General features: G+C 70.1%; 27 protein-coding genes and 1 tRNA gene. 17 read left to right on the top strand and 11 right to left on the bottom strand.

The window, feature by feature from the left end; translation table 11 throughout:
* Positions 1-38: 38 nt before the first annotated feature.
* The 3 genes from HMPREF1529_RS14210 to glgC all read right to left on the bottom strand — a co-directional run bounded on the left by HMPREF1529_RS14210 (position 39) and on the right by glgC (position 2,723).
* Positions 39-758 carry an alpha/beta fold hydrolase gene (locus HMPREF1529_RS14210; protein ID WP_036283582.1) on the bottom strand — a complete coding sequence of 240 codons (720 nt, stop codon included), beginning with the start codon at positions 756-758 and terminating at the stop codon, positions 39-41.
* Positions 759-823: 65 nt separating this feature from the next.
* A complete protein-coding gene (gene serB, locus HMPREF1529_RS14205) occupies positions 824-1,459 on the bottom strand; it encodes a phosphoserine phosphatase SerB (protein WP_016465312.1) in 636 nt (211 codons plus the stop codon).
* Between the two features lie 19 nt (positions 1,460-1,478).
* Positions 1,479-2,723, bottom strand: coding sequence for a glucose-1-phosphate adenylyltransferase (gene glgC, locus HMPREF1529_RS14200; RefSeq protein ID WP_005049311.1), 1,245 nt, complete (start codon positions 2,721-2,723; stop codon positions 1,479-1,481).
* Between the two features lie 46 nt (positions 2,724-2,769).
* Here glgC and glgA point away from each other — a divergent pair, with 46 nt between their 5' ends.
* The 3 genes from glgA (at position 2,770) to HMPREF1529_RS14185 (ending at position 5,192) form a co-directional block, all read left to right on the top strand.
* Positions 2,770-3,963: a glycogen synthase gene (gene glgA, locus HMPREF1529_RS14195; protein WP_016465311.1), complete on the top strand. Its 1,194-nt coding sequence runs from the start codon at positions 2,770-2,772 to the stop codon at positions 3,961-3,963.
* A gap of 57 nt (positions 3,964-4,020) precedes the next feature.
* The gene (locus HMPREF1529_RS14190) at positions 4,021-4,812 is read left to right on the top strand and encodes an ABC transporter ATP-binding protein (protein WP_016465310.1); all 792 of its coding nucleotides are present in this window, start codon (positions 4,021-4,023) and stop codon (positions 4,810-4,812) included.
* 122 nt (positions 4,813-4,934) lie between these two features.
* Positions 4,935-5,192, top strand: coding sequence for a type B 50S ribosomal protein L31 (locus HMPREF1529_RS14185; RefSeq protein ID WP_005049315.1), 258 nt, complete (start codon positions 4,935-4,937; stop codon positions 5,190-5,192).
* Positions 5,193-5,273: 81 nt separating this feature from the next.
* On the opposite strand, the gene HMPREF1529_RS14180 is transcribed toward HMPREF1529_RS14185, so the two are convergent.
* Positions 5,274-6,062 (bottom strand): exonuclease domain-containing protein, encoded by a 789-nt coding sequence (locus tag HMPREF1529_RS14180; protein WP_016465309.1) that lies wholly within the window; start codon positions 6,060-6,062, stop codon positions 5,274-5,276.
* Between the two features lie 63 nt (positions 6,063-6,125).
* Between HMPREF1529_RS14180 and HMPREF1529_RS14175 the strand changes: the two genes are divergently transcribed.
* Positions 6,126-7,025 carry an alpha/beta fold hydrolase gene (locus HMPREF1529_RS14175; RefSeq protein ID WP_016465308.1) on the top strand — a complete coding sequence of 300 codons (900 nt, stop codon included), beginning with the start codon at positions 6,126-6,128 and terminating at the stop codon, positions 7,023-7,025.
* On the opposite strand, the gene HMPREF1529_RS14170 is transcribed toward HMPREF1529_RS14175, so the two are convergent.
* Positions 6,985-7,545: a CGNR zinc finger domain-containing protein gene (locus tag HMPREF1529_RS14170; protein ID WP_016465307.1), complete on the bottom strand. Its 561-nt coding sequence runs from the start codon at positions 7,543-7,545 to the stop codon at positions 6,985-6,987. The two genes, HMPREF1529_RS14175 and HMPREF1529_RS14170, sit on opposite strands and share 41 nt — an antisense overlap.
* A 130-nt stretch (positions 7,546-7,675) precedes the next feature.
* Here HMPREF1529_RS14170 and HMPREF1529_RS14165 point away from each other — a divergent pair, with 130 nt between their 5' ends.
* Positions 7,676-8,683 (top strand): DMT family transporter, encoded by a 1,008-nt coding sequence (locus HMPREF1529_RS14165; protein ID WP_016465306.1) that lies wholly within the window; start codon positions 7,676-7,678, stop codon positions 8,681-8,683.
* On the opposite strand, the gene HMPREF1529_RS14160 is transcribed toward HMPREF1529_RS14165, so the two are convergent.
* Entirely contained in the window at positions 8,613-9,092 is a 480-nt protein-coding gene (locus HMPREF1529_RS14160; protein WP_036283806.1) for an Lrp/AsnC family transcriptional regulator, read from the bottom strand. The two genes, HMPREF1529_RS14165 and HMPREF1529_RS14160, sit on opposite strands and share 71 nt — an antisense overlap.
* A 177-nt stretch (positions 9,093-9,269) precedes the next feature.
* Here HMPREF1529_RS14160 and HMPREF1529_RS14155 point away from each other — a divergent pair, with 177 nt between their 5' ends.
* From HMPREF1529_RS14155 to HMPREF1529_RS14145, 3 genes are read left to right on the top strand one after another with little or no spacing between them, the layout of a single operon-like run.
* The gene (locus HMPREF1529_RS14155; RefSeq protein WP_016465304.1) at positions 9,270-10,391 is read left to right on the top strand and encodes a thiamine pyrophosphate-dependent dehydrogenase E1 component subunit alpha; all 1,122 of its coding nucleotides are present in this window, start codon (positions 9,270-9,272) and stop codon (positions 10,389-10,391) included.
* Positions 10,388-11,407 carry an alpha-ketoacid dehydrogenase subunit beta gene (locus tag HMPREF1529_RS14150; protein WP_016465303.1) on the top strand — a complete coding sequence of 340 codons (1,020 nt, stop codon included), beginning with the start codon at positions 10,388-10,390 and terminating at the stop codon, positions 11,405-11,407. Before HMPREF1529_RS14155 ends, HMPREF1529_RS14150 begins: the two co-directional genes overlap by 4 nt.
* Positions 11,404-12,798, top strand: a complete 1,395-nt coding sequence (locus tag HMPREF1529_RS14145) for a dihydrolipoamide acetyltransferase family protein (RefSeq protein ID WP_016465302.1) — start codon at positions 11,404-11,406, stop codon at positions 12,796-12,798. The genes HMPREF1529_RS14150 and HMPREF1529_RS14145 overlap by 4 nt, the downstream gene beginning before the upstream one ends.
* A 15-nt stretch (positions 12,799-12,813) precedes the next feature.
* Here the strand turns inward: HMPREF1529_RS14145 and HMPREF1529_RS14140 are convergent, their stop codons facing one another.
* Positions 12,814-13,437: a TetR/AcrR family transcriptional regulator gene (locus HMPREF1529_RS14140; protein WP_016465301.1), complete on the bottom strand. Its 624-nt coding sequence runs from the start codon at positions 13,435-13,437 to the stop codon at positions 12,814-12,816.
* A 117-nt stretch (positions 13,438-13,554) separates the two neighbouring features.
* Here HMPREF1529_RS14140 and HMPREF1529_RS14135 point away from each other — a divergent pair, with 117 nt between their 5' ends.
* Both HMPREF1529_RS14135 and HMPREF1529_RS14130 read left to right on the top strand, forming a co-directional pair.
* Positions 13,555-14,751, top strand: a complete 1,197-nt coding sequence (locus tag HMPREF1529_RS14135; protein ID WP_016465300.1) for an acyl-CoA dehydrogenase family protein — start codon at positions 13,555-13,557, stop codon at positions 14,749-14,751.
* Between the two features lie 9 nt (positions 14,752-14,760).
* Positions 14,761-15,573 (top strand): HpcH/HpaI aldolase/citrate lyase family protein, encoded by an 813-nt coding sequence (locus HMPREF1529_RS14130; RefSeq protein WP_016465299.1) that lies wholly within the window; start codon positions 14,761-14,763, stop codon positions 15,571-15,573.
* Positions 15,574-15,606: 33 nt separating this feature from the next.
* Here the strand turns inward: HMPREF1529_RS14130 and HMPREF1529_RS14125 are convergent, their stop codons facing one another.
* Entirely contained in the window at positions 15,607-16,215 is a 609-nt protein-coding gene (locus HMPREF1529_RS14125; protein WP_016465298.1) for a histidine phosphatase family protein, read from the bottom strand.
* A 30-nt stretch (positions 16,216-16,245) separates the two neighbouring features.
* Complete coding sequence (locus tag HMPREF1529_RS14120) at positions 16,246-17,121, bottom strand: Sir2 family NAD-dependent protein deacetylase (protein WP_016465297.1); 876 nt, start codon at positions 17,119-17,121, stop codon at positions 16,246-16,248.
* 105 nt (positions 17,122-17,226) lie between these two features.
* On the opposite strand from HMPREF1529_RS14120, the gene HMPREF1529_RS14115 reads away from it, so the two are divergent.
* Positions 17,227-18,033 (top strand): TrmH family RNA methyltransferase, encoded by an 807-nt coding sequence (locus HMPREF1529_RS14115; RefSeq protein ID WP_005049337.1) that lies wholly within the window; start codon positions 17,227-17,229, stop codon positions 18,031-18,033.
* Here the strand turns inward: HMPREF1529_RS14115 and HMPREF1529_RS14110 are convergent.
* Positions 18,030-18,902 (bottom strand): SGNH/GDSL hydrolase family protein, encoded by an 873-nt coding sequence (locus HMPREF1529_RS14110; RefSeq protein ID WP_005049338.1) that lies wholly within the window; start codon positions 18,900-18,902, stop codon positions 18,030-18,032. The genes HMPREF1529_RS14115 and HMPREF1529_RS14110 overlap by 4 nt on opposite strands.
* A gap of 95 nt (positions 18,903-18,997) precedes the next feature.
* Between HMPREF1529_RS14110 and HMPREF1529_RS14105 the strand changes: the two genes are divergently transcribed.
* The 6 genes from HMPREF1529_RS14105 (at position 18,998) to HMPREF1529_RS14080 (ending at position 24,892) form a co-directional block, all read left to right on the top strand.
* Complete coding sequence (locus HMPREF1529_RS14105; RefSeq protein ID WP_016465296.1) at positions 18,998-20,836, top strand: DEAD/DEAH box helicase; 1,839 nt, start codon at positions 18,998-19,000, stop codon at positions 20,834-20,836.
* Between the two features lie 31 nt (positions 20,837-20,867).
* Positions 20,868-21,398, top strand: coding sequence for a hypothetical protein (locus HMPREF1529_RS14100; RefSeq protein ID WP_016465295.1), 531 nt, complete (start codon positions 20,868-20,870; stop codon positions 21,396-21,398).
* 11 nt (positions 21,399-21,409) lie between these two features.
* Positions 21,410-22,498: a VIT1/CCC1 transporter family protein gene (locus tag HMPREF1529_RS14095; protein ID WP_016465294.1), complete on the top strand. Its 1,089-nt coding sequence runs from the start codon at positions 21,410-21,412 to the stop codon at positions 22,496-22,498.
* A gap of 73 nt (positions 22,499-22,571) precedes the next feature.
* A tRNA-Leu gene (locus tag HMPREF1529_RS14090) sits at positions 22,572-22,656 on the top strand.
* A 96-nt stretch (positions 22,657-22,752) separates the two neighbouring features.
* Positions 22,753-24,048 (top strand): M20/M25/M40 family metallo-hydrolase, encoded by a 1,296-nt coding sequence (locus HMPREF1529_RS14085; RefSeq protein WP_016465293.1) that lies wholly within the window; start codon positions 22,753-22,755, stop codon positions 24,046-24,048.
* A gap of 10 nt (positions 24,049-24,058) precedes the next feature.
* Entirely contained in the window at positions 24,059-24,892 is an 834-nt protein-coding gene (locus HMPREF1529_RS14080; protein ID WP_016465292.1) for an undecaprenyl-diphosphate phosphatase, read from the top strand.
* Here the strand turns inward: HMPREF1529_RS14080 and HMPREF1529_RS14075 are convergent, their stop codons facing one another.
* Positions 24,893-25,759 (bottom strand): PAC2 family protein, encoded by an 867-nt coding sequence (locus HMPREF1529_RS14075; RefSeq protein WP_016465291.1) that lies wholly within the window; start codon positions 25,757-25,759, stop codon positions 24,893-24,895.
* Between the last annotated feature and the right edge of the window lie 76 nt (positions 25,760-25,835).

Here is a 25,835-nt window from a genome sequence, read left to right as displayed (position 1 = left end):
GCGGCGTCAGTGCTTCGACGCGTGGCTGCGCTGCCCGCTCACCGCGGCGAGGACGCGGAGGGGGTTCGCGTGATGGCGGCGGCGATGGCTTCACCGAGCCGCTGCGGCTGCGAGAACTGCGGCCAATGACCGCTGCCGAGCCGGATGATCTCGCTGTCATCGATGGCGGCGAACTCGTCGGCATACCGTCCCCACTGCGCCAAGAAGCCACGGAACTCCTCGTCGCCCAGTGAGCCCGAGAGCACTGTCACGGGAATCCGATAGCGACGCTCGTCTGTGAGCGAGATGGCGTCGGTGGGCACTCGTGCCGGCACGGCATGCGTCAGCGGAGCCGTCCGGGCCCGCGTCTGCGCGTCGAGATCGGCTACGTCGTCGGCGTCGAAGAAGTCCCACCCGGGGAACGGTACGACACCGTCGACGACGTCGAACTCCGAGATCATGCCCCCATCGAATGGCACCGCGGTATCGACCAGGACGACGCGGGCGACGCGTTCGGGGCGGGCATCCGCTGCGCCCCAGGCGACGTTGCCGCCCCCGCTGTGCCCGACGACCGCAACCGGGCCGACGGACTCGTCGATCGCGGCGACAGCCGCAGCAACCCAGTCGGCGATGCCGATATCGGCGCTCTCGTCGCCGGGCGCACCCAGGCCCGGCATCGTCAAGGGGCGTGGGCGCAATCCTGCCGCTCGCAATGGGGGAAGCACATCGTCCCACGACGATGCATCGAGCCAGAGGCCGGGGATCATGATGACGTCCATGCGCTGACGGTACGCCGTGCCACCGACATCGCGGCAGGGGCACCGGCGGACGCGCTCGCGTCGGGTCAGGGAAGCAGCGGTATGAGCTCGCGCAGGTCGACCGGTCCGACGACGAGGTCGGCCTGCCGTCGCACCGCCGGCTTGGCGTTGAACGCGACACCGAGCCCGGCGACGGCCATCATCTGCAGGTCGTTTGCCCCGTCGCCCACCGCGATCGTGCGGTCGAGGGGAACACCGGATGCCGCGGCCCACTCGCGCAGTGCTGCCGCTTTGCCGGCGGCATCCACGATCTCGCCCTCGACGAGACCGGACAGCACACCGCTCTGGACCGCAAGTCGATTCGCGCGCCACTGATCGATCCTGAGCGCGGGAGCGACGACGTCGAGGACCTCGTGGAATCCGCCGGACACGACGGCGGCCCGCCCGCCGCGGTCGTGGATCGCCGCGACCAGCTCTGCCGCTCCCGGGGTCGGCTCCACGCGCGCCCGCACCCGGTCGAAGGCACTCAGTGCAACGCCGCGCAGCGCCGCCACCCGAGAGCGCAGACTCGTCGCGAAATCCACCTCACCGCGCATCGCCGCCTCGGTGGCCGCCGCGACTTCGGCACCGCGGCCCGCCTCATCGGCGATGAGCTCGATGACTTCGTTGCGCAACAGGGTGGAATCGGCGTCGAACACGACGAGGAAGCGGGCGTCAGGCACCCGTCCAACCTATCGGCCGTCAGCGCGCGACGTAGGCGTTCTTTCCGACCACCGTGATGCCGCTGTCGGTCACGGTGAACCCGCGCGCGAGATCGAAGGCGCGGTCCACGCCGACCGTCGCCCCGGGCTCCAGGACGACGTTCTTGTCGAGGATCGCGCGATGCACCCGCGCGCCGGCGCCGACCTGGACGTGGTCGAAGAGCACGGAGTCGGTGATCGTCGACCCCCCGCCCGACAACGTCCACGGCCCGACCACCGAGCGCTCCAGGTGGGTTCCCGACAGCACCGAGCCCAGTGACACGATGGAGTCGATCGCGTTGCCCATGCGTCCGACGCCGTCGCGGACGAACTTCGCGGGTGGCGAGTTCACCGACTGAGAGTGGATCGGCCAGTCGACGTTGTACAGGTTGAAGATCGGCAGCGTCGAGATGAGATCCATGTGGGCGTCGAAGAACGAGTCGATCGTGCCCACATCCCGCCAGTAATCGCGGTCGCGATCGGTCGAGCCCGGTACGTCATTGCGCTTGAAGTCGTAGACCGCCGCCTCGCCGCGCCCCACGAAGTAGGGGATGATGTCGCCGCCCATGTCGTGGTTCGAGCCCGGCAGCTCGCCGTCCGCCTCCACGGCCGCGATGAGGGCGTCGGCGTCGAAGATGTAGTTGCCCATCGATGCCAGGACCTCGTGCGGCGCATCGGCCAGCCCGGTCGGGTTCTGGGGCTTTTCGAGGAACTCGCGGATCGTCACGTTGTCGCTGGGGTCGAGGTCGATGACCCCGAACTGATTGGCGAGCCCGATGGGCTGGCGGATGCCGGCGACCGTCGCCTTGGCGCCCGACTCGATGTGCGCGGCCAGCATCTGCTCGAAGTCCATGCGGTACACGTGGTCGGCGCCGATCACCACCACGATGTCGGGCTTCTCGTCGTGGATGAGATTCAGCGACTGCAGGATGGCGTCTGCCGAGCCCGAGAACCAGCGCTTGCCGAGACGCTGCTGCGCGGGCACCGACGCCACGTAGGAGTTCAGTAGAGCGGACATCCGCCAGGTCTGGGACACGTGCCGGTCGAGGCTGTGCGACTTGTACTGCGTCAGCACGACGATCTGGCGGAGCCCGGAGTTGATGAGGTTCGAGATCGCGAAGTCGATCAGCCGGTACTGGCCGCCGAAGGGCACCGCGGGTTTGGCTCTGTCCTCCGTCAGAGGCATGAGGCGCTTTCCCTCGCCGCCGGCGAGGATGATTCCGAAGACCTTCGGCGCTGCAGGCATGTCACCACACTAGGCCCCCGTTCGACCGTGTACTAGCGTTCGTGACATGCGCGTCGACATCGTCACCAAGGAGTACCCGCCCGAGATCTACGGCGGTGCGGGTGTCCACGTCACCGAACTCGTCTCGGCGCTGCGGCGGAGCATCGAGGTGCAGGTGCGCGCGTTCGGCGGCGACCGCGACGAGACCGACACGACGTCCTACGGTGTACCGGCGGAGCTGGTCGCTGCCAACCCCGCGGTCCAGACGCTCGGCACGGATCTGGAGATCGTCGGCGGTGTCGCGGGCGCGGATGTGGTGCACTCCCACACGTGGTACGCGAACTTCGCGGGACACCTCGCCTCTCTGCTGCACGGAATCCCACACGTCGTGACGGCGCACTCGCTCGAGCCGCTGCGCCCGTGGAAGGCCGAGCAGCTCGGCGGTGGCTACGCCGTGTCGAGCTACATCGAGAAGACGGCATACGAGAACGCCGCGGCCGTGATCGCGGTCAGCGACGGGATGCGCCGCGACATCCTGCGCAGCTATCCCTCCCTCGATCCCGCGAAGGTGCGTGTGATCTACAACGGCATCGACGTCGAGGCGTGGCATCCGCGAGAGGATCACGCGCTTCTCGAGCGGTACGGCATCGACCCGAACCGCCCATCCGTCGTGTTCGTCGGCCGCATCACGCGGCAGAAGGGGCTTCCCTACTTCCTCCGAGCCGCCGCCGAGCTTCCTGTCGAGGTGCAGATCGTCCTCTGTGCCGGCGCCCCCGACACGCCGCAGATCATGGCCGAGGTCGAAGGTCTCGTGCGTGACCTCCAGGCGCGCCGGGACGGCGTCGTGTGGATCGACGAGTTCCTGCAGCGCGACCAGCTCTGCGCGATCCTGACGTCGGCCACCACGTTCGTGTGCCCGAGCGTGTACGAGCCGCTCGGCATCGTGAACCTCGAGGCCATGGCGTGCGGCGCCGCCGTGGTGGGCACCGCGACCGGCGGCATCCCCGAGGTCGTCGTCGACGGCGTCACCGGGCGCCTCGTGCCGATCGAACAGGTACAGGACGGCACGGGAACGCCCGTCGATCCCGACCGCTTCGTGGCTGATCTTGCGGCTGTGCTCACCGACGTGGTGTCCGATCCCGAGCGTGCGCGCGCGTACGGTGAAGCCGGCCGCGAGCGCGCCGCCACGGCCTTCAGCTGGCAGGCGATCGCGGACGCCACGGAGGCGCTCTATCGCGAGGTCGCCGAGCGCGCGGACTGAGCGAAGATCCGGCGCGTGCCGCCGGGACGGCTCGAACGCCCCCGATAGGCTGGGGGCATGCCTCAGGTGCTCGAGTTCGTCGATGTCGTCGTCCGCCGCAATGCTCGCAACATCATCGATCGCATCGACTGGCACGTCGCCGACGATGAGCGCTGGGTGGTCCTCGGACCCAATGGCGCCGGCAAGACGACCATCCTGCAGCTGGCGGCGACGCTGATCCATCCGACATCGGGTGAGGTCACGATCCTCGACGAGCGCCTCGGTCGCACCGACGTGTTCGATCTGCGGCCGCGCATCGGGTTCGCGTCGTCGGCGATGGCACGCCGGGTGCCGCCGGAGGAGACGGTGCTCGACGTCGTCCTGACCGCTGCGTTCTCCGTGCTGGGGCGCTGGAACGAGACCTACGAGACGATCGACGAGCGTCGCGCACGCCGCGTGCTGGCCGAGTGGAAGCTGGACCACCTCGCCGAACGCACCTTCGGGACTCTGTCCGACGGCGAGCAGAAGCGGGTGCAGATCGCCCGCGCCGTGATGACCGATCCGGAGCTGTTGCTGCTCGATGAGCCGACGGCGAGCCTCGACCTCGGCGCGCGCGAAGAGCTTCTCGAGCTGCTCAGCGGCTACGCGCAGGCGCCGACAACGCCGGCCATGGTGATGGTGACCCATCACGTCGAGGAGATCCCCGTCGGATTCACCCACGTCCTGCTCCTTCGCGACGGCGCTGTCGTGGCCGCGGGACCGCTCGAGCAGACGCTCACCGCGGAGAACCTCTCGGCGACGTTCGGCATGCCGATCGCCCTGACCGCCGACGCCGGGCGCTACGCCGCGCGGGCCACGCACGGCGACTGAGGATCCGGTTCATCGGGGCGATCCCGGGCTGGTATGATCGATCCTTGGTGCATGCGCGCCCGCGCCCGCATCACAGACTTCCCTCGCCCTGGCAAAATCCAGGGCACCACGTTAGGAACCCCATGAAGACTGACATCCACCCCGAGTACAAGGCGGTCGTGTTCCGCGACCTCGGCTCCGGCGAGACCTTCCTGACCCGTTCGACGGTCACGAGCGACAAGACGATCGAGCTCGACGGCGAGACCTACCCGGTCATCGACGTCGAAATCTCCTCCGCCTCGCACCCGTTCTACACGGGCAAGCAGCGCATCATGGACTCGGCCGGTCGCGTCGAGAAGTTCAACCAGCGCTTCAAGAACTTCGGCGGTTCGAGCAAGTAACCCGAACCCCGCGAAAGCCCCGCTTCGGCGGGGCTTTCGTCGTGTGGGCGGTCGAACGCACCGGGCGTCGCCGGTCGAGTGTCAGCGGATGGGCCAGCTGCCGTCGAGGCGATCGTCCGGGTCGAGTCGACCGATGCGGATGAAGTACTCCGTGAGGCTGTCGGCCTGCGCGCGCGCCCAGCCGACCTGACGGGTGTGCAGCTCGTGGAGCGGGGCGTCGATGTCGAATCGTCGTGCCAGTGCCTGCGCGACGCGGCCTGCCGCAATGGCGTCGGCGGCCGCATCGTGGGCGTCGACGAGCGGCACGGCGTAGTGCGCCGCGACGGCCTCGAGGGTGCGCTTTCCCCGGCGGAAGCGGTCGTGCGCTTTGTCGAGCACGAGCGGATCGATCACCGGCGACGGCTCCAGGATGGGTGGGATGCCGTGCCGCAGCGCCTCGTACTTGAGCAGTGAGAAGTCGAACGGCGCGTTGTACGCCACGACCGGGATGCCGGCGTCCAGCAGATCGCGCAGTGCGGCGACGACCGCCGCGATCACGACGGACGCGGGGGAGCCGTGCGCGCGGGCGTGCGCCGTCGTGATGCCGTGGACGGCGGTGGCCCCCTCCGGGATCGCGACACCGGGATCGGCGAGCCAGGACTGCGCCCGCACGGCCGTTCCGCTCGCATCGAGGAGGCCGACGTGAGCGGTGACGATACGGTCGGAGGTGACGTCGACGCCGGTCGTCTCCAGGTCGAAGACCCCCACGGCATCCGTCCACCCGTGCGCGGGCGGTGGCGTGCCGGGCATCGTCGTAGCCGGTTCCTCCTTCCAGAGGGGGAGCGTCTGCCACGTATCCATGCCCCCGACGCTATGCGTGGGTTCCGACATCGCCGCGAAGGCGCGCGGGCTCGCGCGTCGATGACGGTCGGAGCGGCCTTTTAGACTTCTGGAGTGACCGTCGCCTCTCCCTACGCCGACCGCCTGGCCGCCATCGCCGTGCGGCGCGAGGAGGTCGAGATCTCCGGGACGCGCACGGCCTACTGGGTGTATGGAGATGCGGGTGCGCCGATCACGCTGATCGCGGTGCACGGGTATCGCGGCGACCATCACGGACTGGAACCGGTCGTCGCTTTCCTCGACGGCATCCGGGTCATCTCTCCCGATCTGCCGGGCTTCGGTCAGACACCGCCCCTTCCGGGGGTCGAGCACACGCTCGAGGCGTACGCTCAGTGGCTGCGCTCCTTCGTGGATGCCGTGGCGCCGGGAGCCGTCGTGCTGGGGCACTCCTTCGGGTCGATCGTCGTCGCCGCGGCTACGGCCGCCGGACTGCACACGCCGCGCGTGATCCTCGTCAACCCGATCGGCGCGCCGGCGCTGGAGGGCCCGCGCGGCGTCCTCGCGCGACTCGCGGTGCTCTACTACCGCCTCGGCGCGAGGCTGCCGCAGCGTCTCGGCGACGCGCTGCTGCGAAACCGCATGATCGTCCGCGTCATGAGCGTGTCGATGGCCAAGACCCGTGACCCGCTACTGCGCCGCTTCATCCACGACCAGCACGACACCTACTTCTCCCTCTTCCACGATCGCGACGTGCTGTACGAAGGATTCGTCACCTCCGTCTCGAACGACATCCGCCGCTTCGCACCCGCGATCGCGCAGCCCACGCTGCTGATCGCCGCGGAGAAGGACGACATCACGCCGATCGAGGCCGAGCGGCGGCTGCGCGGGATGTTCCCCGACGCCGAGCTGGTCGAGATCCCCTCCGTCGGTCACCTCATCCACTACGAGACCCCGCAGGTGGCCGCGGATGCCATCAGGCGCTTTCTCGCGCCTTCCGGCGACGGTACGCGTTGACGTTCATGCGGTTGCCGCAGTTTCCGGTGTCGCAGTAGCGCTTCGAACCGTTCTTCGAGAAGTCGACATAGACCGACTCGCAGTCGTCCGCCGCGCAGACGCGGACGCGATCCCACGCATCGGAGCGGATGACGTCGACGAACGCCATCGCCGATTCCACGAGCATCCGCATCGCCAGGGGGGCGTCGGGCGCCGTGGCATGGATGTGCCAATCGAACTGATCGTGGATGACGAGTTGGGGCAGTGCCCGACCATCGCGCAGCATCGCGTTGACGAGCGGCACGGCGCGGTCGCGATCGACGTCCCACAGCGCCCGAAGGCGCGAGCGGTTCGCGCGGACGGCGGTGAGCTCGGCGGCATCTCGGCGGAAGGCTCCGGTGTAGGAGAACTCGGCGAGGTAGGCTGCCAGATCCGCCTGCGTCTGGAGGCGGTCGACGCCGGATGTGTCGGTGTCCGGCAGGGTGTTGACCAGGGCTGCGGCGGCACGCAGAGACACTTCGGTGTCATGGATGAAGACCACGTTGAATCCTGACCTCGCCGGGCGATAGTGTCACCAGTGTATTCGCTGTTCAGTCATGACAGCCCGCACTCGAACCCGAGGACCGCCGGTGTCTCGCACCGCTTCATCCGCCCGCACGACGGGGATCGTCATGGCCGTCGTCTCGGCCCTCGCCTTCTCTTCGAGCGGACCGCTGGTCAAGCCGCTGCTCGAGGCCGGGTGGTCGCTCTCGGCGGCGCTGGTCGTGCGCATGGGACTCGCCGCGCTGATCCTGTCGCCCGCTCTCGTGCGTGCGGCGCGGCGTGAGCGCGGATTCCTCCGCCGGCACGCCCTCTCGCTCGTCGCGTTCGGGCTCATCCCGGTGCTGGGGTGTCAGCTGCTGTTCTTCTCCGCGATGCAGCGCATGCCCGTCGCCGTCGCGCTTCTCATCCAGTACCTCGCGCCGGTGATGCTCGTCGGATTCGTCTGGATCCGTACGCGACGCGCCCCGTCGCGACTCGTGATCATCGGATCTGTCGTCGCGATCGTGGGACTCGTGCTCGTCGTCGACGTCACCGGCGCCCGATTCGACCTGCTGGGCACGCTGCTGGCCCTGGGCGCGGCACTCTGCGTCTGTGTCTATTTCGTGATGAGCGAGCGCACCGGCGACGACCTGCCTCCGCTCGCGCTGGCCGCCGGCGGGCTGATGGTCGGGGCCGGTCTCATGCTCCTGCTGGCGGTCGTCGGTGCGATGCCCCTGTCCGCGCCGGCCGTCACGCTCACGTTCCGAGGGATCGATGTTCCCGGCATCCTCGCCCTCGGGTGGGTCGGAGCCGTCGGAACGACCCTCGGCTATGCCTTCGGGGTCATGGCCGTGCCTCGCGTAGGCGCTCGATTGGCGTCGTTCATCGGCCTCAGCGAAGTGCTCTTCGCGCTCGGCTTCGCCTGGCTCCTCCTCGGCGAGGCCCCATCGCCGGTCCAGATCATCGGCGGTGCGGTGCTGTTGGCGGGGGTCGTGCTCGTGCGAATGGATGCCGGCGCCGCACCTCTCGCCCCGCTTGCGGCGGATGCCGTGCTGCCGCCGACGCCCGAGTTCTCGCCCGGCGAGGTCAGCGGATCGCGTCCTCCCGTGCCGACTCCAGGAGTGGGCGGATCCGATATCCGATCACTTCGCCCATGACCAACGACGTTTCGGTGCGTTCGACCCCGTCGATCGCGAGGATCCGCGCGTCGACGTCGAACAGGTGCTGGGTGTCGCGCGCAGCGACGCGCACCAGCAGGTCGACCTGCCCGCTCATGCCGTAGGCCTGCACCACCTCGGGGAGCGTCGCGATCGCCTGCGTGATGCGGGGCAACTCCGCCTGGCGCACGGTGACGCTCACCATCGCTTCGATCGGCAGGCCCAGTGCGAGCGGGGGGATGGCCCGTTCGAACGACTGGAAGACGCCGCCGCGCTCCAGGCGCGCCAGCCGCGCCTGGACGGTGTTGCGGGACAGCCCGAGCCGTTCGGCGAGCGCCACGACCGTGGCGCGGTGATCGTCGGCGAGCGCGTTCAACAAGTCGAGGTCGACGCGGTCAAGAGATCCCATACTGCCCAACTGTACCAGCAGCAGCCGGTGCCGCATGGGCAACATGATCAGCGCGAGCAAAGATGCTTGAGCTAGGTGCCAGTTCGACGTAATCTTCCACGCAACCGGCGACGAGGCCGGCCCGGGCGGCCGCCGCGGTCCACAAGACAGCGGCTGAGCCAGAGAGGGATGACGACGATGTACACCCTGACGACAGACGAAGCGATGACCGCGCTCGACGACACGGCGCGACTGCTGACCCCCGACGGGTGCCGCATCGCGGACGCGCGGCTGGACCCCTGGGTCGAGGACCTGGACGGCGCCGCGGTGCGCGGTCTGTACCGCGACATGGCGATCGCGCGCCGGATGGATGCCGAGGGTGTGGCGCTCCAGCGCCAGGGTCACCTCGGACTGTGGGCGCCTGCTCAGGGGCAGGAGGCGATCGCCGTCGGGACGGCGCGCGCCTGCCGCGCCGACGACTTCCTCTTTCCGAGCTACCGCGAGCTGAGCATCGCGATCCTTCGCGGCGGAGTGCCCGCCGACCTCGTTCTCGCCTGGCGCGGCGAGGTGCACTCCACGTACGACCCCTTCGAGCTCCGCCTCGCACCTCCCCAGATCATCATCGGTGCCCAGACGCTCCATGCCGTCGGATATGCGATGGGCATCCAGCGCGGCGGCGGGGATCAGGTGGCGGTGGCCTACTTCGGCGACGGGGCGTCCAGCCAGGGCGATGTCAACGAGGCGATGGTGTTCGCCTCGTCGTTCACCGCCCCTGTCGTCTTCGTCTGCTCCAACAACCAGTGGGCGATCTCCGAACCGGTCACGGTCCAGTCGCGCTTCCCGATCGCCGGTCGCGCCCCCGGGTTCGGCATCCCCAGCATGCGGGTGGACGGCAACGACGTGCTGGCGTGCACAGCGGCGATGCGGTGGGCGCTGGACCACGCGCGTCGCGGGGAGGGGCCCGTGTTCCTCGAAGCGGTGACGTATCGCATGGGCCCCCACACCACCTCGGACGACCCGACACGCTACCGGGACCGCGACGAACTCGAGGCGTGGCGGGCGCGTGACCCGCTGACGCGCCTGGAGGCGTTCCTGCGCGCCGGCGGCGACCTCGACGACGACACGATCGCCGTGATCGGTCGGGAGGCCGACGGGCTCGCCGCCCAGATGCGTGAGGCGGTGCTCGCGGCGCGCACGCGCCCAGCGATCGAGGTGTTCGATGACGTGTACTGCGAACCGCACACCGGCGTCGAGCATCAGCGCGCGCGTTTTGCGGCGTATCTGGACTCGTTCGCCGCCGACGCGGGGAGTGCGCGATGACGTCGCTGACGATGGGCGCGGCGCTGACGGTGGGCCTGCACCGGGCCATGGCGGCCGATGAGCGCGTGATCGTCATGGGCGAGGACATCGGCCGCCTCGGCGGCGTGTTCCGCATCACCGACGGCCTCCTCGATGAGTTCGGCCCCACGCGCGTCATCGACACCCCGCTCGCAGAGTCCGGCATCGTCGGCACGGCGGTCGGACTCGCGATGCGCGGGTTCCGCCCCGTCGTGGAGATCCAGTTCGACGGGTTCGTGTACCCGGCCTTCGACCAGATCGTCTGTCAGGTGGCCAAGCTGCACTACCGCACGCGCGGGCGCGTTCGCATGCCGCTGACCATCCGCATCCCCTGGGCGGGAGGCGTCGGCGCCGTCGAGCACCACTCGGAGTCGCCCGAGGCGTACTTCGTGCACACGGCGGGGCTGCGCGTGGCGGCCGTGTCGAACCCGCAGGATGCCTACACCATGCTGCAGCAGGCGATCGCCAGCGATGACCCCGTGGTCTTCTTCGAGCCCAAACGGCTTTACCACACCAAGGGCGAGGTCGATCTCGACGGCAACGTGGCCGATGCGGCTCCGATGGGTCTCGCGCGCGTCGAGCGAGAAGGTTCCCACGTCACACTGCTCGCCTACGGCGCGCAGGTGGCGACGGCGCTGGATGCCGCGATCGCCGCCGAAGACGACGGCATCTCCATCGAGGTCATCGACCTGCGCTCGCTCTCACCCGTCGACTACCGCACCATCGCGGCATCCGTCCGCAAGACGGGTCGCGTGGTGGTCACACATGAGGCCGGTGGCGAGGCCGGCGTGGGCGCCGAGGTCATCGCCAGTATCACCGAGCAGTGCTTCCACTATCTCGAAGCGCCTCCGCTGCGCGTCACGGGACACGACATCCCGTATCCGCCGGCCAAGCTCGAGAAGCACCACCTGCCCGATCTCGACCGGATCCTCGACGCCGTCGATCGCGTTCTCGACCGGCCGAACAGCCTCACGCCGACGGCAGGGGCGGAGCGATGATCGCGGAGTTCCTCCTTCCCGACCTCGGCGAGGGGCTGCCCGAAGCGGAGATCGTGCAGTGGCTCGTCGCCCAGGGCGATGACGTGCGTCTGAATCAGCCCATCGCCGAAGTCGAGACCGCCAAGGCGATCGTCGAGCTGCCCTCGCCCTTCGCCGGCACCGTGAGCGCGCTCCACGCCGCCGCCGGCGACGTCGTGGAGGTGGGCTCTCCTCTGATCGCGTTCGAGGTCGAGGCTCCCGCGTCGACACCCGGTGCCGCGCCCGAGCCGGGGCCCGCGGGCGCCGGGCGAGCGGAGCCCGAGCCCCCGCTGCCGAACCTCGTCGGATACGGCGCTGCGCCACGCGGCACGGGACGCCCGCAGCGCCGCGCCCGCGCGGGCGCGCGCCCCGACGAGCTCCAGGTCACCCAGACGGCCGCCGCACAGGTCATGCACGACGCCCCGCATGACGTGGTGACGCCGCTGAGGGACGACGTGCGTGATGAGCGTCCGCGCTCGACTCCGCCGGTGCGCGCCTATGCACGTGAGCGCGGCGTCGACCTGGCGCTCATCGAGGCATCCGGGGTCACCGGGATCATCCGACGCGACGACATCGACCAGTTCCTCGCCGGTCGCACCCTGAGCGCACCGGGCGCGTCGCCGGCTGATGCGCAGCGGGTGCCGCCCGCGGGGGCCGGACGGGCGGCCGGAGACCGGGAGACGCGCCTGCCGATCCGCGGCGTCCGCAAGCACACGGCCGCGGCGATGGTGCGCAGCGCCTTCACCGCCCCGCATGTCACGACGTTCCTGGAGGTCGATGTCACGGAGGCGACGCGGTTCGTCGCGAGCCTGCGCACCGACCGGCGACTGGACGGTCACCGCGTCGGCATCATGGCGGTGGTGGCGAAGGCCGTGTGTCTCGCGCTGCGCGCCGAGCCGACTCTGAACGCGGCATGGGACGAGGATGCCGCGGAGATCGTCCAGTACCACTACGTCAACCTCGGCATCGCCGCCGCGACGGAGCGTGGCCTCGTCGTCCCGCACGTCGCCGACGCCGACAGCCTCAGTCTGATCGAGCTCGCCGACGAGATCGGTCGTCTGGCGGAGACCGCGCGTTCGGGACGCACGAGCCCGTCCGCCCTCAGCGGCGGGACGTTCTCCATCACCAACTTCGGCGTCTTCGGGATCGACGCAGGCACGCCCATCCTCAACCCCGGCGAGGCCGGCATTCTCGGTCTGGGGTCAGTGCGCCGTCGGCCCTGGGAGCACGAGGGCGACATCGTGCTGCGTGACGTGATGACGCTGAGCCTGTCATTCGACCACCGGCTGGTGGACGGTCAGCAGGCGTCGCGTTTCCTGACGGCGGTCGGTGACATCCTGCGCGAGCCTGGGCGTGCGCTGCTGTTCGGGTGAGCGGTGTCGCGCGGTTCAGGGGCTGGCGAGTGCTGCGTAAGCCATCTCGGAGAGGATCTGACGCAGGAGTGCGTCCGTCTCGGCATCCACCGCCACCTCCCGACGTGTGCGCACGACGTAGGGCGTGGAGTTGATCAGCCCGAACCCCGCGTGGGCCCGCACGCGCAGGTCGGTGTCGCCGCGGTCCGGGTGCACGGCGCGGAGCGCGTCGACCCACAACTCCATGTACTCGCGCTGCAGGCGGCGGACGGTGCCGCGATCCTCATCGCTCAATCGGGTGAGGTCACGGTCCTGCACGCGGATGACATCGGCGCCTCGCACTGCGAAGTCGACGTGGAAATCGACGAGCTCACGGAGGCAGCGCTGGGCGTCGTACCCTGCCGCCGTCACGCGGCGACCGCCGGTGAGCAGATCGGCGCTGGCTCGCAGGAGGATGGCGCCGAGGAGTGCGCGCTTGCTGTCGAAGTGTCGGTAGACGGCGGGCCCGCTGACGCCGACGGCCGAGCCGAGCTCTTCGAGGCTCACGCCGTCGAACCCGTGCTGGGCGAACAGGCGTGCTGCCGCCTCGACGAGTGCGTCCGCACGCTCCGCCTTGGCGCGCTCGCGAGTGGTGCGCGATGCCCGGGAGTGCGTTGTCATTCCAGTTAATCCTCGATAACCTGAACCGGTGGGTTAATGAACACTAACCCACACGCTCGCCCGTGCGCCACGCGCGCGCGTGAGCCGTTACGCGACCGCGACATCGAAGGAGATGGCATGGCGATCCTCGACCCCCACGACTACGGATTGAGCGACGAAGAGCGGGAGTTGGCGGGGATGGTCGGTGCCTTCGCCGACGAGCGAGTCGCACCGCAGGCCTATGAAGCCGACCGCACCAAGACCCTGCCGCTGGACATCGTCGCCGAGATGGGGGAGATGGGGCTGTTCGGACTCCCTTTCCCCGAAGACGTCGGCGGGCAGGGCGGCGACTACACCGCGCTCGGGCTCGCGATCGAGGCCCTGGCCCGCGTCGACCAGTCGATCGCGATCACGCTCGAGGCCGGCGTCAGCCTCGGCGCCATGCCCGTGTACCGTTTCGGCAGCGACGCGCAGCGGGAGGCACTTCTTCCCGACCTGCTCGCGGGGCGCGCGCTCGCCGGCTTCGGTCTCACCGAACCCGAAGCGGGATCGGATGCCGGCGCGACCCGCACCACCGCTCGTCTCGAAGGCGGCGAGTGGGTCATCGATGGAGCCAAGCAGTTCATCACGAACTCCGGCACGGCCATCACGCGCTTCGTCACCGTCACGGCGGTGACCGGCCACAGCGGCGCGCGCAAAGAGATCTCCACGATCATCGTGCCCTCCGGAACCCCCGGTTTCACGGTGGGCCCGGCGTACGACAAAGTGGGGTGGCACGCGTCCGACACCCATCCGCTGAGCTTCTCGGGCGCCCGCGTCCCGGCCGAGAACCTGCTCGGCGAGCGCGGCCGCGGCTTCGCCAACTTCCTCAGCATCCTCGACGAGGGCCGCATCGCCATCGCGGCCCTCGCCACCGGTGCGGCGGAGGGCTGTCTGGAGGCGGCGCTGGACTACGCCGGCAGTCGCATCGTGTTCGCCGAACCGCTGGGTTCGCGCCAGTCGATCCAGTTCCTGCTGGCACGGATGCAGCAGCGCGTGCATCTGTCGCGCCTGGCGTGGCTGCACGCCGCGCGCCTGCGTGATGCCGGACGGCCCTTCGCGACCGCTGCCGCGCTGGCCAAGCTCACGGCGGGGGAGGCGGCGATGGACAATGCGAGGGATGCGACGCAGATCTTCGGCGGCAACGGCTTCATGAACGAGTACCCCGTCGCGCGCCACTACCGCGATGCGAAGATCCTCGAGATCGGCGAGGGGACCACCGAGGTGCAGCTCCTCCTGATCGCTCGTGCCCTCGGACTGACCAGCCTCGGATCGGGCGCGCGACCGGCCCGGTAGCGTGAACGCATGACCGCCGATTTCACGCTCGGGCCCGCCCTGTTGTTCTGCCCGGCCGACCGTCCCGAGCGCTACGAGAAGGCCCTCGAGCGAGCCGACGGGGTGATCCTCGACCTCGAGGACGCGGTCGCACCCGCCGACAAGGTGGCGGCGCGGGTCGCGCTCATCGACTCGCAGCTGGACCCCGACCGGGTCATCGTGCGCGTGAATGCGCTCGACTCCGCAGAGATCGACTCCGATCTCGCCTCGCTCTCCCAGACCGACTATCGGCGCGTCATGGTCGCCAAGGCGGAATCGGCGAAAGCGATCTCCCGCATCGACCCGCGGTTCGACGTCGTCGCGCTCTGCGAGACCGCACGCGGCATCGTCGCGGCCGAGGAGATCGCCGCTCAGGACAATGTCGTGGCGCTCATGTGGGGTGCGGAGGATCTCGTCGCCTCCCTGGGAGGAACGTCGAGTCGCACGCCCAAGGGGCGGTACCGCGATGTCGCCCGTGCCGCCCGCTCGCGTCTTCTGCTGGCGGCGGGGGCGGCGGGTATCGCGGCGATCGATGCGGTTCACCTCGACATCGGCGACGAGAAGGGGCTCGCGAAGGAGGCGCGGGATGCCGCCGCGAGCGGCTTCCAGGCCACCGCCTGCATTCATCCGGCGCAGGTCGCGACGATCCGCGCCGCCTACCGGCCCGACCCCGACACCCTCGCGTGGGCCCGCGCCGTGCTGGACGCCGCCGTCGGCGAGCGAGGCGTCTTCGCCTTCCGCGGCCGGATGATCGACGAACCGGTGCTGCGTCACGCCCGCACCCTCCTCGCCCGCGACGTGTGACGCCGCGGCATCCGCCGAAGGATCGCGCGCGGGTCAGGTCATCGGGATCGCGGCGTACGACTGCACGCTGAGGCGGTCGCGCTCCAGGAGGAAGCGATGCGTGGACGCGTTGGCCAGACGCTCACCTTCGAGCGGGAACGCGCCGGAGGACGCATGCCGGATGACTTCGCGGATGAGGGCGCCGTGCGAGACGACGATCACCGTGGGCGCGTGCGGCGCGGTATCGCGCCGCGCGTCGCGGACGGCGCGTTGGAGCCCCGCCAGCGCGCGGCGGCGCACCTGCGGCCAGGTCTCCGCCTCCGGGACCTCCGCCTCGGCCCACGACCCCCAACGGTCGCGGAACTCCTCGACGCTGGCGCCTTCGGCGATGCCGTACGAGCGCTCGCGCAGCTGCCGGTAGGTGCGCGGCGGCGTCGCTGCGAGAGTGGCGGCGATGATCTTCGCGGTCTCGGCGGCACGGGACAGATCACTCGACGAGACGACCACGGGGCCGGCGTCCGCCAGTTCTTGGTGCAGTCGCTCGGCGACCTCCTGCGCCTGGGCGCGGCCGGTGTCGTTGAGCGGGATGTCGGTGGAGCCCTGGATGCGTCTCGTCGCGTTCCAGTCGGTCTCGCCGTGGCGCACGAGGATGAGGGTCGTCACGCTTCGAGCCTAGGCGAGTTCGGCGTCCGCTCAGCGCTTCGCGGGCAGCGCGCGGGCGAGGGCCCGCAGCACCTCCGTCGTGCCCGCGTCGATCTTCACGGTCGCGCGCGCATCGCCGCGAGTCTGCCCGCGGTTGACGATCACGACCGGGAGCTTCCGGCGTCGTGCGCGTTCGAGCAGCCGGATGCCCGAGTTGACGACCAGAGAGGATCCGGCGATGACGAGTGCCTCACTGGTCTGCACCAATTGCTCCGCCTCGGTGAACTTGGCGACGGGGATGTACTCGCCGAAGAAGACGACGTCGGGCTTGAGCATCCCGCGGCACACGCTGCACTCCGGCACGACGAAGCCGTCGCTCGAGGAGGGGAGGACATCGCCGTCGGGGCCGAGCTCGACGGCATCCGGCACCGTGATCCACGGATTGTCCGCCTCCACGCGCGCCGCCAGGTCGCGGCGATCGAACACCTGCCCGCAGTGGGTGCACAGTACCCGGCGCATCGTGCCGTGCAGCTCGACGACGCGGCGGCTTCCGGCGCGCACGTGCAGACCGTCGACGTTCTGGGTGATGACACCGCTCGCGATCCCGCGGCTCTCCAGCTCGGTGAGGGCGAGATGGCCGCCGTTGGGCTGAGCGGCGGCGAAAGCGCGCCATCCCAGGTGGCTCCCGACCCAGTACCGTCGGCGAGAGGACGCACTGGAGAGGAACTGCTGCGCCGTCATCGGGGTGCGTGTGGGAGCGCCCTTGCCGCGGTAGTCGGGAATGCCGGAGTCCGTCGACACACCCGCGCCGGTGAGCACCGCGATGCGCCGACCCGAGAGGGCATCCACGGCGCGCTCGACGGCATCCGCGATCTCCGGATCGAGGTGCGGTACGGCCTCGTGCGAGTGATCCAGCAGCGTCGACATGGCGTCCTCCCTCCATCGATCCCACCTCGAGACTACGCGCCCCGCTTTTCGCGGAGGTTACGCGGTGGCCCGCCGCACCCGCGCGCGGCGTGACAGCATGGACGGATGCCTGTCGTGCGCATCGACGATCCGACCGATGACCGTCTCGCGGACTACCGCGACCTGACCGACGTCGCCCTGCGGCGTGTGCTGGAGCCGGCGGGCGGTCTGTACATCGCCGAGTCGTCGAAGGTGATCGCCCGAGCCGTCGCCGCGGGCCACCGGCCACGATCCCTGCTGGTGCAGCAGAAGTGGCTCGACGATACGGCGCACCTCGCCGGTGACGCCCCCGTCTACCTGGTCGACGACGACGTGGCCGAGCGGCTCACCGGCTACGCCGTGCACCGCGGAGCACTCGCGGCGATGCATCGGCCGGCGCTGCCGCCCGTCGAGGAGGTCGTCGCCGGTGCGCGCCTGGTTCTCGTCCTGGAGGACATCGTCGACCACACCAACGTCGGGGCGGCGTTCCGCGCGGCCGCCGGGCTCGGCGCCGACGCCGTGCTGGTCACGCAGCGCTGCGCCGACCCCCTCTACCGTCGGAGCGTCCGCGTCAGCATGGGGACGGTGTTCCAGGTGCCGTGGACACGTCTGCCCGACGAGGCGGACGGCGGCTGGAGCGCGGGCCGCGACCTGCTGCACGATGCCGGGCTGCACCTGGCCGCCCTGGCGCTCGCCGACGATGCGGTCGCCCTCGACGCGTTTGCCGCCGCTCGTCCGCCGCAGGTCGCGCTGCTCATGGGCGCCGAAGGCGACGGGCTCTCGCGGCGCGCGCTGGCCGCGGCCGACACGGTCGTCACGATCCCGATGACGGGCGGCGTCGACTCCCTCAACGTCGCGGCGGCCGCGGCCGTGGCGCTCTGGGCCCTGCGCTAAGCCTGCCGACCCGGGGCCGCGGTGCGGTCGCGGGCCGGAGCCTCCACGGTGACCGGCAGCGGCTCGGGGCGCTTTGCGGTGATGTTGTCGCCGGAGGACTGGTGACGAAGGCGTCGCAGCACCCAGGGAACGAAGTGCGTGCGCGCCCAGACGAGGTCATTGGTGCGGGCCTCGCGCCACGTCAGCCGCGGCAGCGGATCGGGCTGCATGGGCTGCAGCTCGTTCGGCACGTTGAGCGCGCGCAGCACCATGCGGGCGATCTCGTGATGGCCGAGCGCGTTGTAGTGCAGGCGATCGTCGTCGAAGAACCGCATGTCCTGCACCTCCTTCAACGCCCACTGGTCGGCGACGATGCAGTCGTAACGGTCGGCGATCGCCCGGATGTTCTCGTTGTAGATGGCGACGCGCCCGCGGATGCCGCGGAACACCGGCGTGAACTCGGTGTCGACGCCGGTGAAGACGAGAAGCGTCGCCCCCTGGGAGCTCAGGCGCGCGACGGCGTCCTCGAACTGCTGCGCCACGGCGTCGGGATCGCCGTTGGGACGCAGCACGTCGTTCCCGCCGGCGGAGAACGTGATGAGGTCGGGGTTCAGGGCGAGGGCGGGCTCCACCTGGTCGGCCATGATCTGCGTGATCAGCTTTCCGCGGACCGCGAGGTTGGCGTAGGCGAAGTCGTCGACCTGGGCGGCGAGCACCTCGGCGACGCGGTCGGCCCATCCGCGGTGACCGTCGGCGGTGCCGGGGATGGGATCGCCGATGCCCTCGGTGAAGGAGTCGCCGATCGACACCATGCGACGCCAGGGGTGCGCACTCTCGTTGGGAATGTAAGGCGAACGGTGCTCGTCGGGGGTTGCTTCGTTCCTGCGCATGGCTCTCCTGACTCGTGGTCTTCTTCGAGGCTACCGGGGAGCGGCCTTCCCACCGAGAGCCGCCGTGGGGGAGGCGTCGTTTAGGGTGGTCAGTCGTGGACGGGACGGACGAGCGAGGACAGGAGCACTTCGGCAACTTCGCCGCCGAGCACCTCTCGCCCGCCTTCCCCCAGCGCGCCCCGTGGGGTACGGCGCAGAACCTCCGCGCGTGGCAGGCCGAAGCGCTCGAGGCCTACTTCTCGGCCGACGGGCCGGACGGTGTGGGGTCCGGTCCGCGCGACTTCCTCGCCGCGGCGACCCCTGGCGCCGGCAAGACGACCTTCGCGCTGCGTCTGGCCAGTGAGCTGCTGCGCCGCGGCATCGTGGACCGCCTCGTCGTCGTCGCGCCGACCGAGCATCTCAAGACACAGTGGGCCGACGCGGCGGCACGTGTCGGCATCCGCCTCGACCCGCGCTTCACCAACCGTCAGAGCGCGCCGGCTCGTCACTTCCACGGCGTAGCCGTCACCTATGCGCAGGTCGCGGTGAAAGCCTCGGTGCATCAGCGGCTGACGATGGATGCGCGCACGCTGGTGATCCTGGACGAGGTGCACCACGGTGGCGATGCGCTCAGTTGGGGCGATGCGCTCCGCGAGGCGTACGGGCGCGCGGCGCGCCGGCTGCTGCTGTCGGGAACGCCGTTTCGCAGTGACACCGCGCCGATCCCGTTCGTCGAGTACCACCCGAACGAGAAGGGCATCCGCCTTTCGCGCACCGATTACAACTACGGCTACGGGCGCGCGCTCGCCGACGGGGTCGTGCGCCCGGTGCTCTTCCTCGTCTACGCCGGCAAGATGCGCTGGCGCACGAAAGCCGGCGACGAACTCGAAGCGCATCTCGGGCAGGACAACACGAAGGACGTCACCGCCCAAGCCTGGCGCACGGCGCTCGATCCGGAGGGCGACTGGATCCCCGCCGTGCTCCGCAGCGCCGACCGCCGTCTCACCGAGGTGCGTCAGGACGTCCCGGATGCCGGGGGCCTGGTCATCGCGACGGATCAGACGGCGGCACGCGCCTACGCGGCGATTCTCCGCGAGATCACGGGCGAAGCGCCGACGGTCGTCCTGTCCGACGACAAGGCCGCCTCCGGCCGCATCGAGACGTTCGGAAATGCGACGACCCGTTGGATGGTCGCCGTGCGCATGGTGTCCGAAGGCGTCGACGTCCCCCGCCTCGCGGTCGGTGTCTATGCCACGAGCGCGTCGACGCCGCTGTTCTTCGCGCAGGCGATCGGCCGCTTCGTGCGGGCGCGGCGTCGGGGCGAGTCGGCATCCGTCTTCCTTCCCAACGTGCCGGTGCTGCTCACGCTGGCGGGCGAGATGGAGCGTGAGCGCGACCACGCCCTCGACCGCGAGGGCGGCGACGACGACGGGCTCGAAGACACCCTGCTCGCCGAGGCGGAACGCGAGGACAAGGCCTCCGACGAACTCGAGCAGGAGTTCTCCTACCAGGCGCTCGGTTCGGTCGCCCACTTCGACCGTGTGCTCTACGACGGCAAGGAGTTCGGTCAGCTTGCGGTGCCGGGAACGCCCGAGGAGGAGGAGTTCCTGGGCCTTCCGGGACTGCTCGAGCCCGAGCACGTCCACGAACTGCTCATGCAGCGCCAGTCCCGCCAGAGCCGGCACCGCCGCGCCCGCGAGGCGAAGGAGGGCGCGGCGGTCACCGAGGCCCCGGATGCCGAGTCGACACTGCCGCCGGCGCTGCACCGCACGCTGCGCGAACAGCGTCAGCTGCTCAACAGCCTCGTCGGTCTCTACGCGCGCCAGAGCGGAGAGCCGCACGGAGCCGTCCACGCGGAACTCCGCCGGATCTGCGGGGGACCCGAGGTCGCGCGAGCGACGGTGGCACAGCTGCAAGCGCGGATCGAGGTGTTGCGCTCGCGCGTGCGCTCCTGATCGAGCCTCGGCGACGCGTACACTCGCGCGCATGTCGCGGGAGTACGCCTTCACTTCGCACTGGCTCGTGCCGGTGTCCGTCGAGGAGTGCTGGCGCCTGTGCGAGCGGAGCCTGACGACGGGCGTCGTCGCGTGGTGGCCGGCCGTCCGCGTCGAGCCCCAGCCCCACCCGCTCACGCCCGGTGACGTCGTGCGGCTGCAGGTGCGCAGCCCGTGGGGGTATCGTCTGCGGGTCGCGCTCACGATCACCGCCGCGACGCCGCCCCGACTGTTGGCGGCCGCGAGCACGGGCGACCTGGCCGGTCGGGGGAGTCTCCGGCTCACGCCCGAAGGCGGCGCCGCCGGTGCGCGGACGCGGCTCACGTGGGTGTGGGAGGTGGCCCTCGTCCGCCGGTGGATGCGGGTGGCGAGCCCCGTTCTGCGTCCCGCGTTCGCTGCGGCGCACGCGATCGTGATGCGTCGCGGCGAGCGCGGACTCCTGGCCGAGATCGCGCGGGGTTCGGACGTCCGAAATGCTGGCAATCCCGGCGATCGGGAGTCACCCGGCACCCCGCGCGGCTAGCGTGAACTCCCGTGACCGCGCAGCCCGTTCCCACGCCTCGTGACCGCCGCCGTTGGGCGCGCTACCTCGCCGACGAACGCGCGGAAGCGCAGGTGTACCGCGACCTCGCGCAGCGCCGCGAAGGCGAGGAGCGCGAGATCCTGCTGGCCCTGGCCGACGCCGAGGGACGCCACGAGGCGCACTGGCTCGAACTGCTCGGCGGCGAACCGTCGCGCCTGCCCTCTCCAGGCCTCGGCTCCCTCCTGCTGGGATGGATGGCTCGGCGGTTCGGCTCCATCTTCGTGCTCGCTCTGGCCCAGAACGCGGAAGGGCGCTCGCCGTACGACAGCGAGCCGTTCGCGACGGCACGCATGGTCGCTGACGAGAAGATCCATCGTGAGGTCGTGCGAGGTCTGGCCGCCCGCGGGCGGCGGCGATTGTCCGGCACGTTCCGCGCCGCGGTGTTCGGCGCCAACGACGGTCTCGTCTCCAACCTCGCTCTCGTGATGGGCATCGGTGCCACCGGCGTGGGGGCGCAGTTCGTGCTGTTCAGCGGCGTCGCCGGCCTTCTCGCCGGCGCCCTGTCCATGGGGGCGGGGGAGTACGTGTCGGTGCGCTCACAGCGGGAACTGCTGGATGCCACGGAGCCGAGTGACTACGCCGACCATGTGCTGCCGGACCTCGACCTCGATGCCAACGAGCTCGCTCTGGTCTACCGTGCGCGGGGTCTCGGTGAACGCGACGCCGAGGAGCGTGCGCGCCAGATCGTCGAGGCCGCGCAGGCCGCCGACCGCAGTGAGCCGTACCGCTTGCACCGCGCCGCCGGCGCCGATCACGAAGTGGTCGGCAGTGCCCTGGGCGCCGCCGGGTCGAGCTTCCTCTTCTTCGCGTCGGGTGCGATCATTCCGGTGCTTCCCTGGATCTTCGGGCTCAGCGGCATCCCCGCTGTCGTCGTCGCTCTCGTGCTCGTCGGTTCGGCGCTGCTGGGCACAGGAGCGATGGTGGGACTGCTCTCGGGTGCGCCGCCGCTGCGGCGAGGGCTGCGGCAGCTGGCGATCGGTTTCGGGGCGGCGGCGGTGACGTACGTGCTCGGTCTGCTCTTCGGCGTCTCGGCGGGATGAGCCCGGCCCCGATTCCGCGTCTGGCTCGGAATCTGGTACTGTCGATCTTCGGTTGCGAAACCGAAAACCACCTGCGCGGGTGGCGGAATAGGTAGACGCGCTAGCTTGAGGTGCTAGTGCCCGTATAGGGCGTGGGGGTTCAAGTCCCCCCTCGCGCACAGAAGGAAAAAGGTCCCGTCAGGGGCCTTTTTCTTTTGTCAAAGGAGTCCTCGTGCGTTCTCCGTTCGGGGCGTCGGGCGCGCTAGCGTGGAGGCATGTCCGACTCCGAACTGCCCGAGGTCGCCTGCGTCGCGCGCGATCTCATCCGCTTCGACACGACGAACTTCGGCGAGGGGCGCTCGCGGGGAGAACGGGAGGCCGCGGAGTACGTCGGTGCCTACCTCGAAGGCCTCGGACTGCGCCCCGAGTACTACGAGCCCATCCCGCGGCGCACGAACCTCACCGTCCGCGTGCCGGGCCGTGACCGCGACAAGCCCGCCCTGGTGCTGCACGGACACCTCGACGTCGTCCCGGCCGTCGCCGAGGACTGGAGCGTCGATCCGTTCGGCGGCGTCGTGAAGGACGGGATGCTGTGGGGACGTGGCGCCGTCGACATGAAGGACATGGACGCGATGATCCTCGCCTCCGTCGCCGACCTGCTGCGCGCGGGGGAGCAGCCTGCTCGAGACCTGATCGTCACGTTCTTCGCCGACGAGGAGAACGGCGGCGTCGAGGGCTCGCAGCTGGTCGTGCGCGATCGGCCGGAGTGGTTCGCCGGTGCCACGGAGGCGATCAGCGAGGTCGGCGGCTACTCGATCCCGGTGGGCGACCGGCGGGCCTACCTGCTGCAGGTGGGGGAGAAGGCCCTTGTCTGGCTGCGTCTGCGCGCGCACGGTGCCGCGGGGCACGGCAGTCGATTCCACCCGGACAACGCCGTCACCCGTCTGGCCGAGGCGGTCGCCGCCCTCGGACGTTCCTCGTGGCCGCTGGAGTTGACCACCACGACGCGCCAGACCGTCGACGGGCTGGCGGTCCTCTGCGGCGTCGACCCGGCCGACCCCGACGCCGTCGCGGACGCGACGGGACCGGCATCCGGTTTTCTGCGCTCCACGTTCCGGACGACGGCCAACCCGACGGGCCTGGTCGCGGGGTACAAGCACAATGTGATCCCGGATGCCGCGGTCGCCACGATCGACGTGCGCACCCTCCCGGGACATGAAGAGCGCGTGCTGGCCGAGATCCAGCGAATCGTGGGCGAGGACATCGTGGTCGATGTGTCGCATCGCGACATCGGGCTGGAGGTGCCGTTCGCGGGACCGCTCGTGGACGCGATGGTCGGGGCCCTGGAACGCCACGATCCGGGCGTGCCCGTTCTGCCGTATCTCATGGGCGGCGGCACCGACAACAAGGCGCTCGCCGAGCTCGGGATCGCCGGATACGGTTTCGCTCCGCTGCGGCTTCCCCTGGATCTCGATTTCACCGGTATGTTCCACGGTGTGGACGAACGCGTCCCCATCGACGCGTTGGTCTTCGGGCAGCGCGTGCTCACCGATCTGATCCGCACGTACTGAAAGGCCCCCCATGCATCTGTTTGAGGCGATCATCCTGGGCCTCGTCCAGGGACTCACCGAGTTTCTCCCCGTCTCCTCCAGTGCCCACCTGCGCATCATGGGCGAGTTCCTCCCGTCGGCCGAAGACCCTGGCGCGACCTTCACCGCCATCACCCAGATCGGCACCGAACTCGCGGTGCTCGTGTACTTCTGGGGCAAGATCGTGCGCATCATCTCGCAGTGGGCGAAGTCGCTGACCGGTCGCGTGCCGCGCAACGATCCCGATGCCCGCATGGGATGGATCGTCATCATCGGCACCATCCCGATCGGCATCGCCGGCTACCTCTTCCAGGACGTGATCCGCGACACGTTCCGCAATCTCTGGCTCGTGGCGACCGTTCTCATCGTCTTCGGTCTGCTCCTCGGGGCGGCCGACGCTCTCGGACGCCGTACCCGCACGGAGGAGGATCTGACGTACGGGCACGGTCTTTCCCTCGGCCTGGCGCAGATGCTCGCGCTCATCCCCGGCGTCTCCCGCTCGGGCGCGACGACGACGATGGGGCTGGCCCTCGGCTACACGCGGCCGGCGGCGGCGGAAGTGGCCTTCCTGCTCGCCGTGCCCGCCGTCTTCGGCAGCGGCCTGTACGAGCTGATCCAGGCGATCAAGGATCCGGGCGACCAGGTCTACACCATGGTCGAAACCGGGGTTGCGACGGTCGTCGCGTTCGGGGTGGGTCTGGCCGTGATCGCGTTCCTGATGCGCTACCTCAAGCGCGGCAGCTTCCTGCCGTTCGTGCTGTATCGGCTCGCGCTCGGCATCCTGTTGATCATCCTGCTCAGCGTCGGCGTGCTGCAGGCCTACTGATCAGGAGCGGCGGGGGTCCGGCGGACCGGGTTTGCCCGGGCCTTCGCCGCCGCGGCGGAGATAGCGCTCGAACTCCTGCGCGATGGCGTCGCCGGACGCCTCGGGCGAATCCCACGTGTCGCGTGTCTGCTCCAGCTGGCGGATGTACTCCGTCATCTCCTCATCGTCGGCCGCGGCGGCGTCGATCGACGCCTCCCAGGCCAGCGCCTGGGCGGGCAGCTCCCCACGCGCCACGACCGCCCCGGTGAGATCGGTGACGCGGTCCAGCAGAGCGAGCGTCGCCTTGGGCGACGGGGTGTGTCCGGCGACGTAATGAGGCACATTGGCCCACAGGGCTGCGGTCGGGATGCCGGCGGTCTCGGCGGCGGCCGTGAGCACGCTGAGAATGCCCGCCGGGCCCTCGTAGGTGGGCTTCTCCAGGCTGAGGGCGGCGCGGAGGCTGTCGTTGTCGCTGCCGGCGAACACTGAGATCGGCCGGGTGTGTGGAACATCGGACATCATCGAGCCCAGCGCGACGATGCCGGTGATCCCCTCCGTGAGCGCGGCATCCACCAGCTCGGCGGCGAAGGACTGCCAGGCGCGCGCCGGCTCGACCCCGGACAGCACCCAGAGGCGGGTGCCGTCGGCGGGATGGAGAGGCCGCCACAGCGTCGCGTCCGGCCAGGTCAGCGTGCGCGAGCCGTCGGCGTCGAGCGTGATCTGCGGGCGGGTGTACTGGTAGTCGAAGTACAGCTCCGGGTCGACGGCGAAGACCTCCCGGTACGCGCCGGACTCCTTGATGTGTGCCGCGGCGGCCGAGGCGGCTTCGCCCGCGTCATTCCAGCCGTCGAAGGCTACGATCAGCACGCGGTTACCCAGTTCGTCCACTCCGCCCCTCTCGCACGGTGCATCAATTCCTCCACGATACGCGCCGGGGCCGACCCGGGGGCGGACGTGCCGCACG

This window comes from Microbacterium sp. oral taxon 186 str. F0373, from assembly GCF_000411455.1.
Lineage (GTDB): Bacteria > Actinomycetota > Actinomycetes > Actinomycetales > Microbacteriaceae > Microbacterium.
Note: the sequence above shows the minus strand (reverse complement) of the source record. Positions and strands in the feature narration are given on the sequence as shown.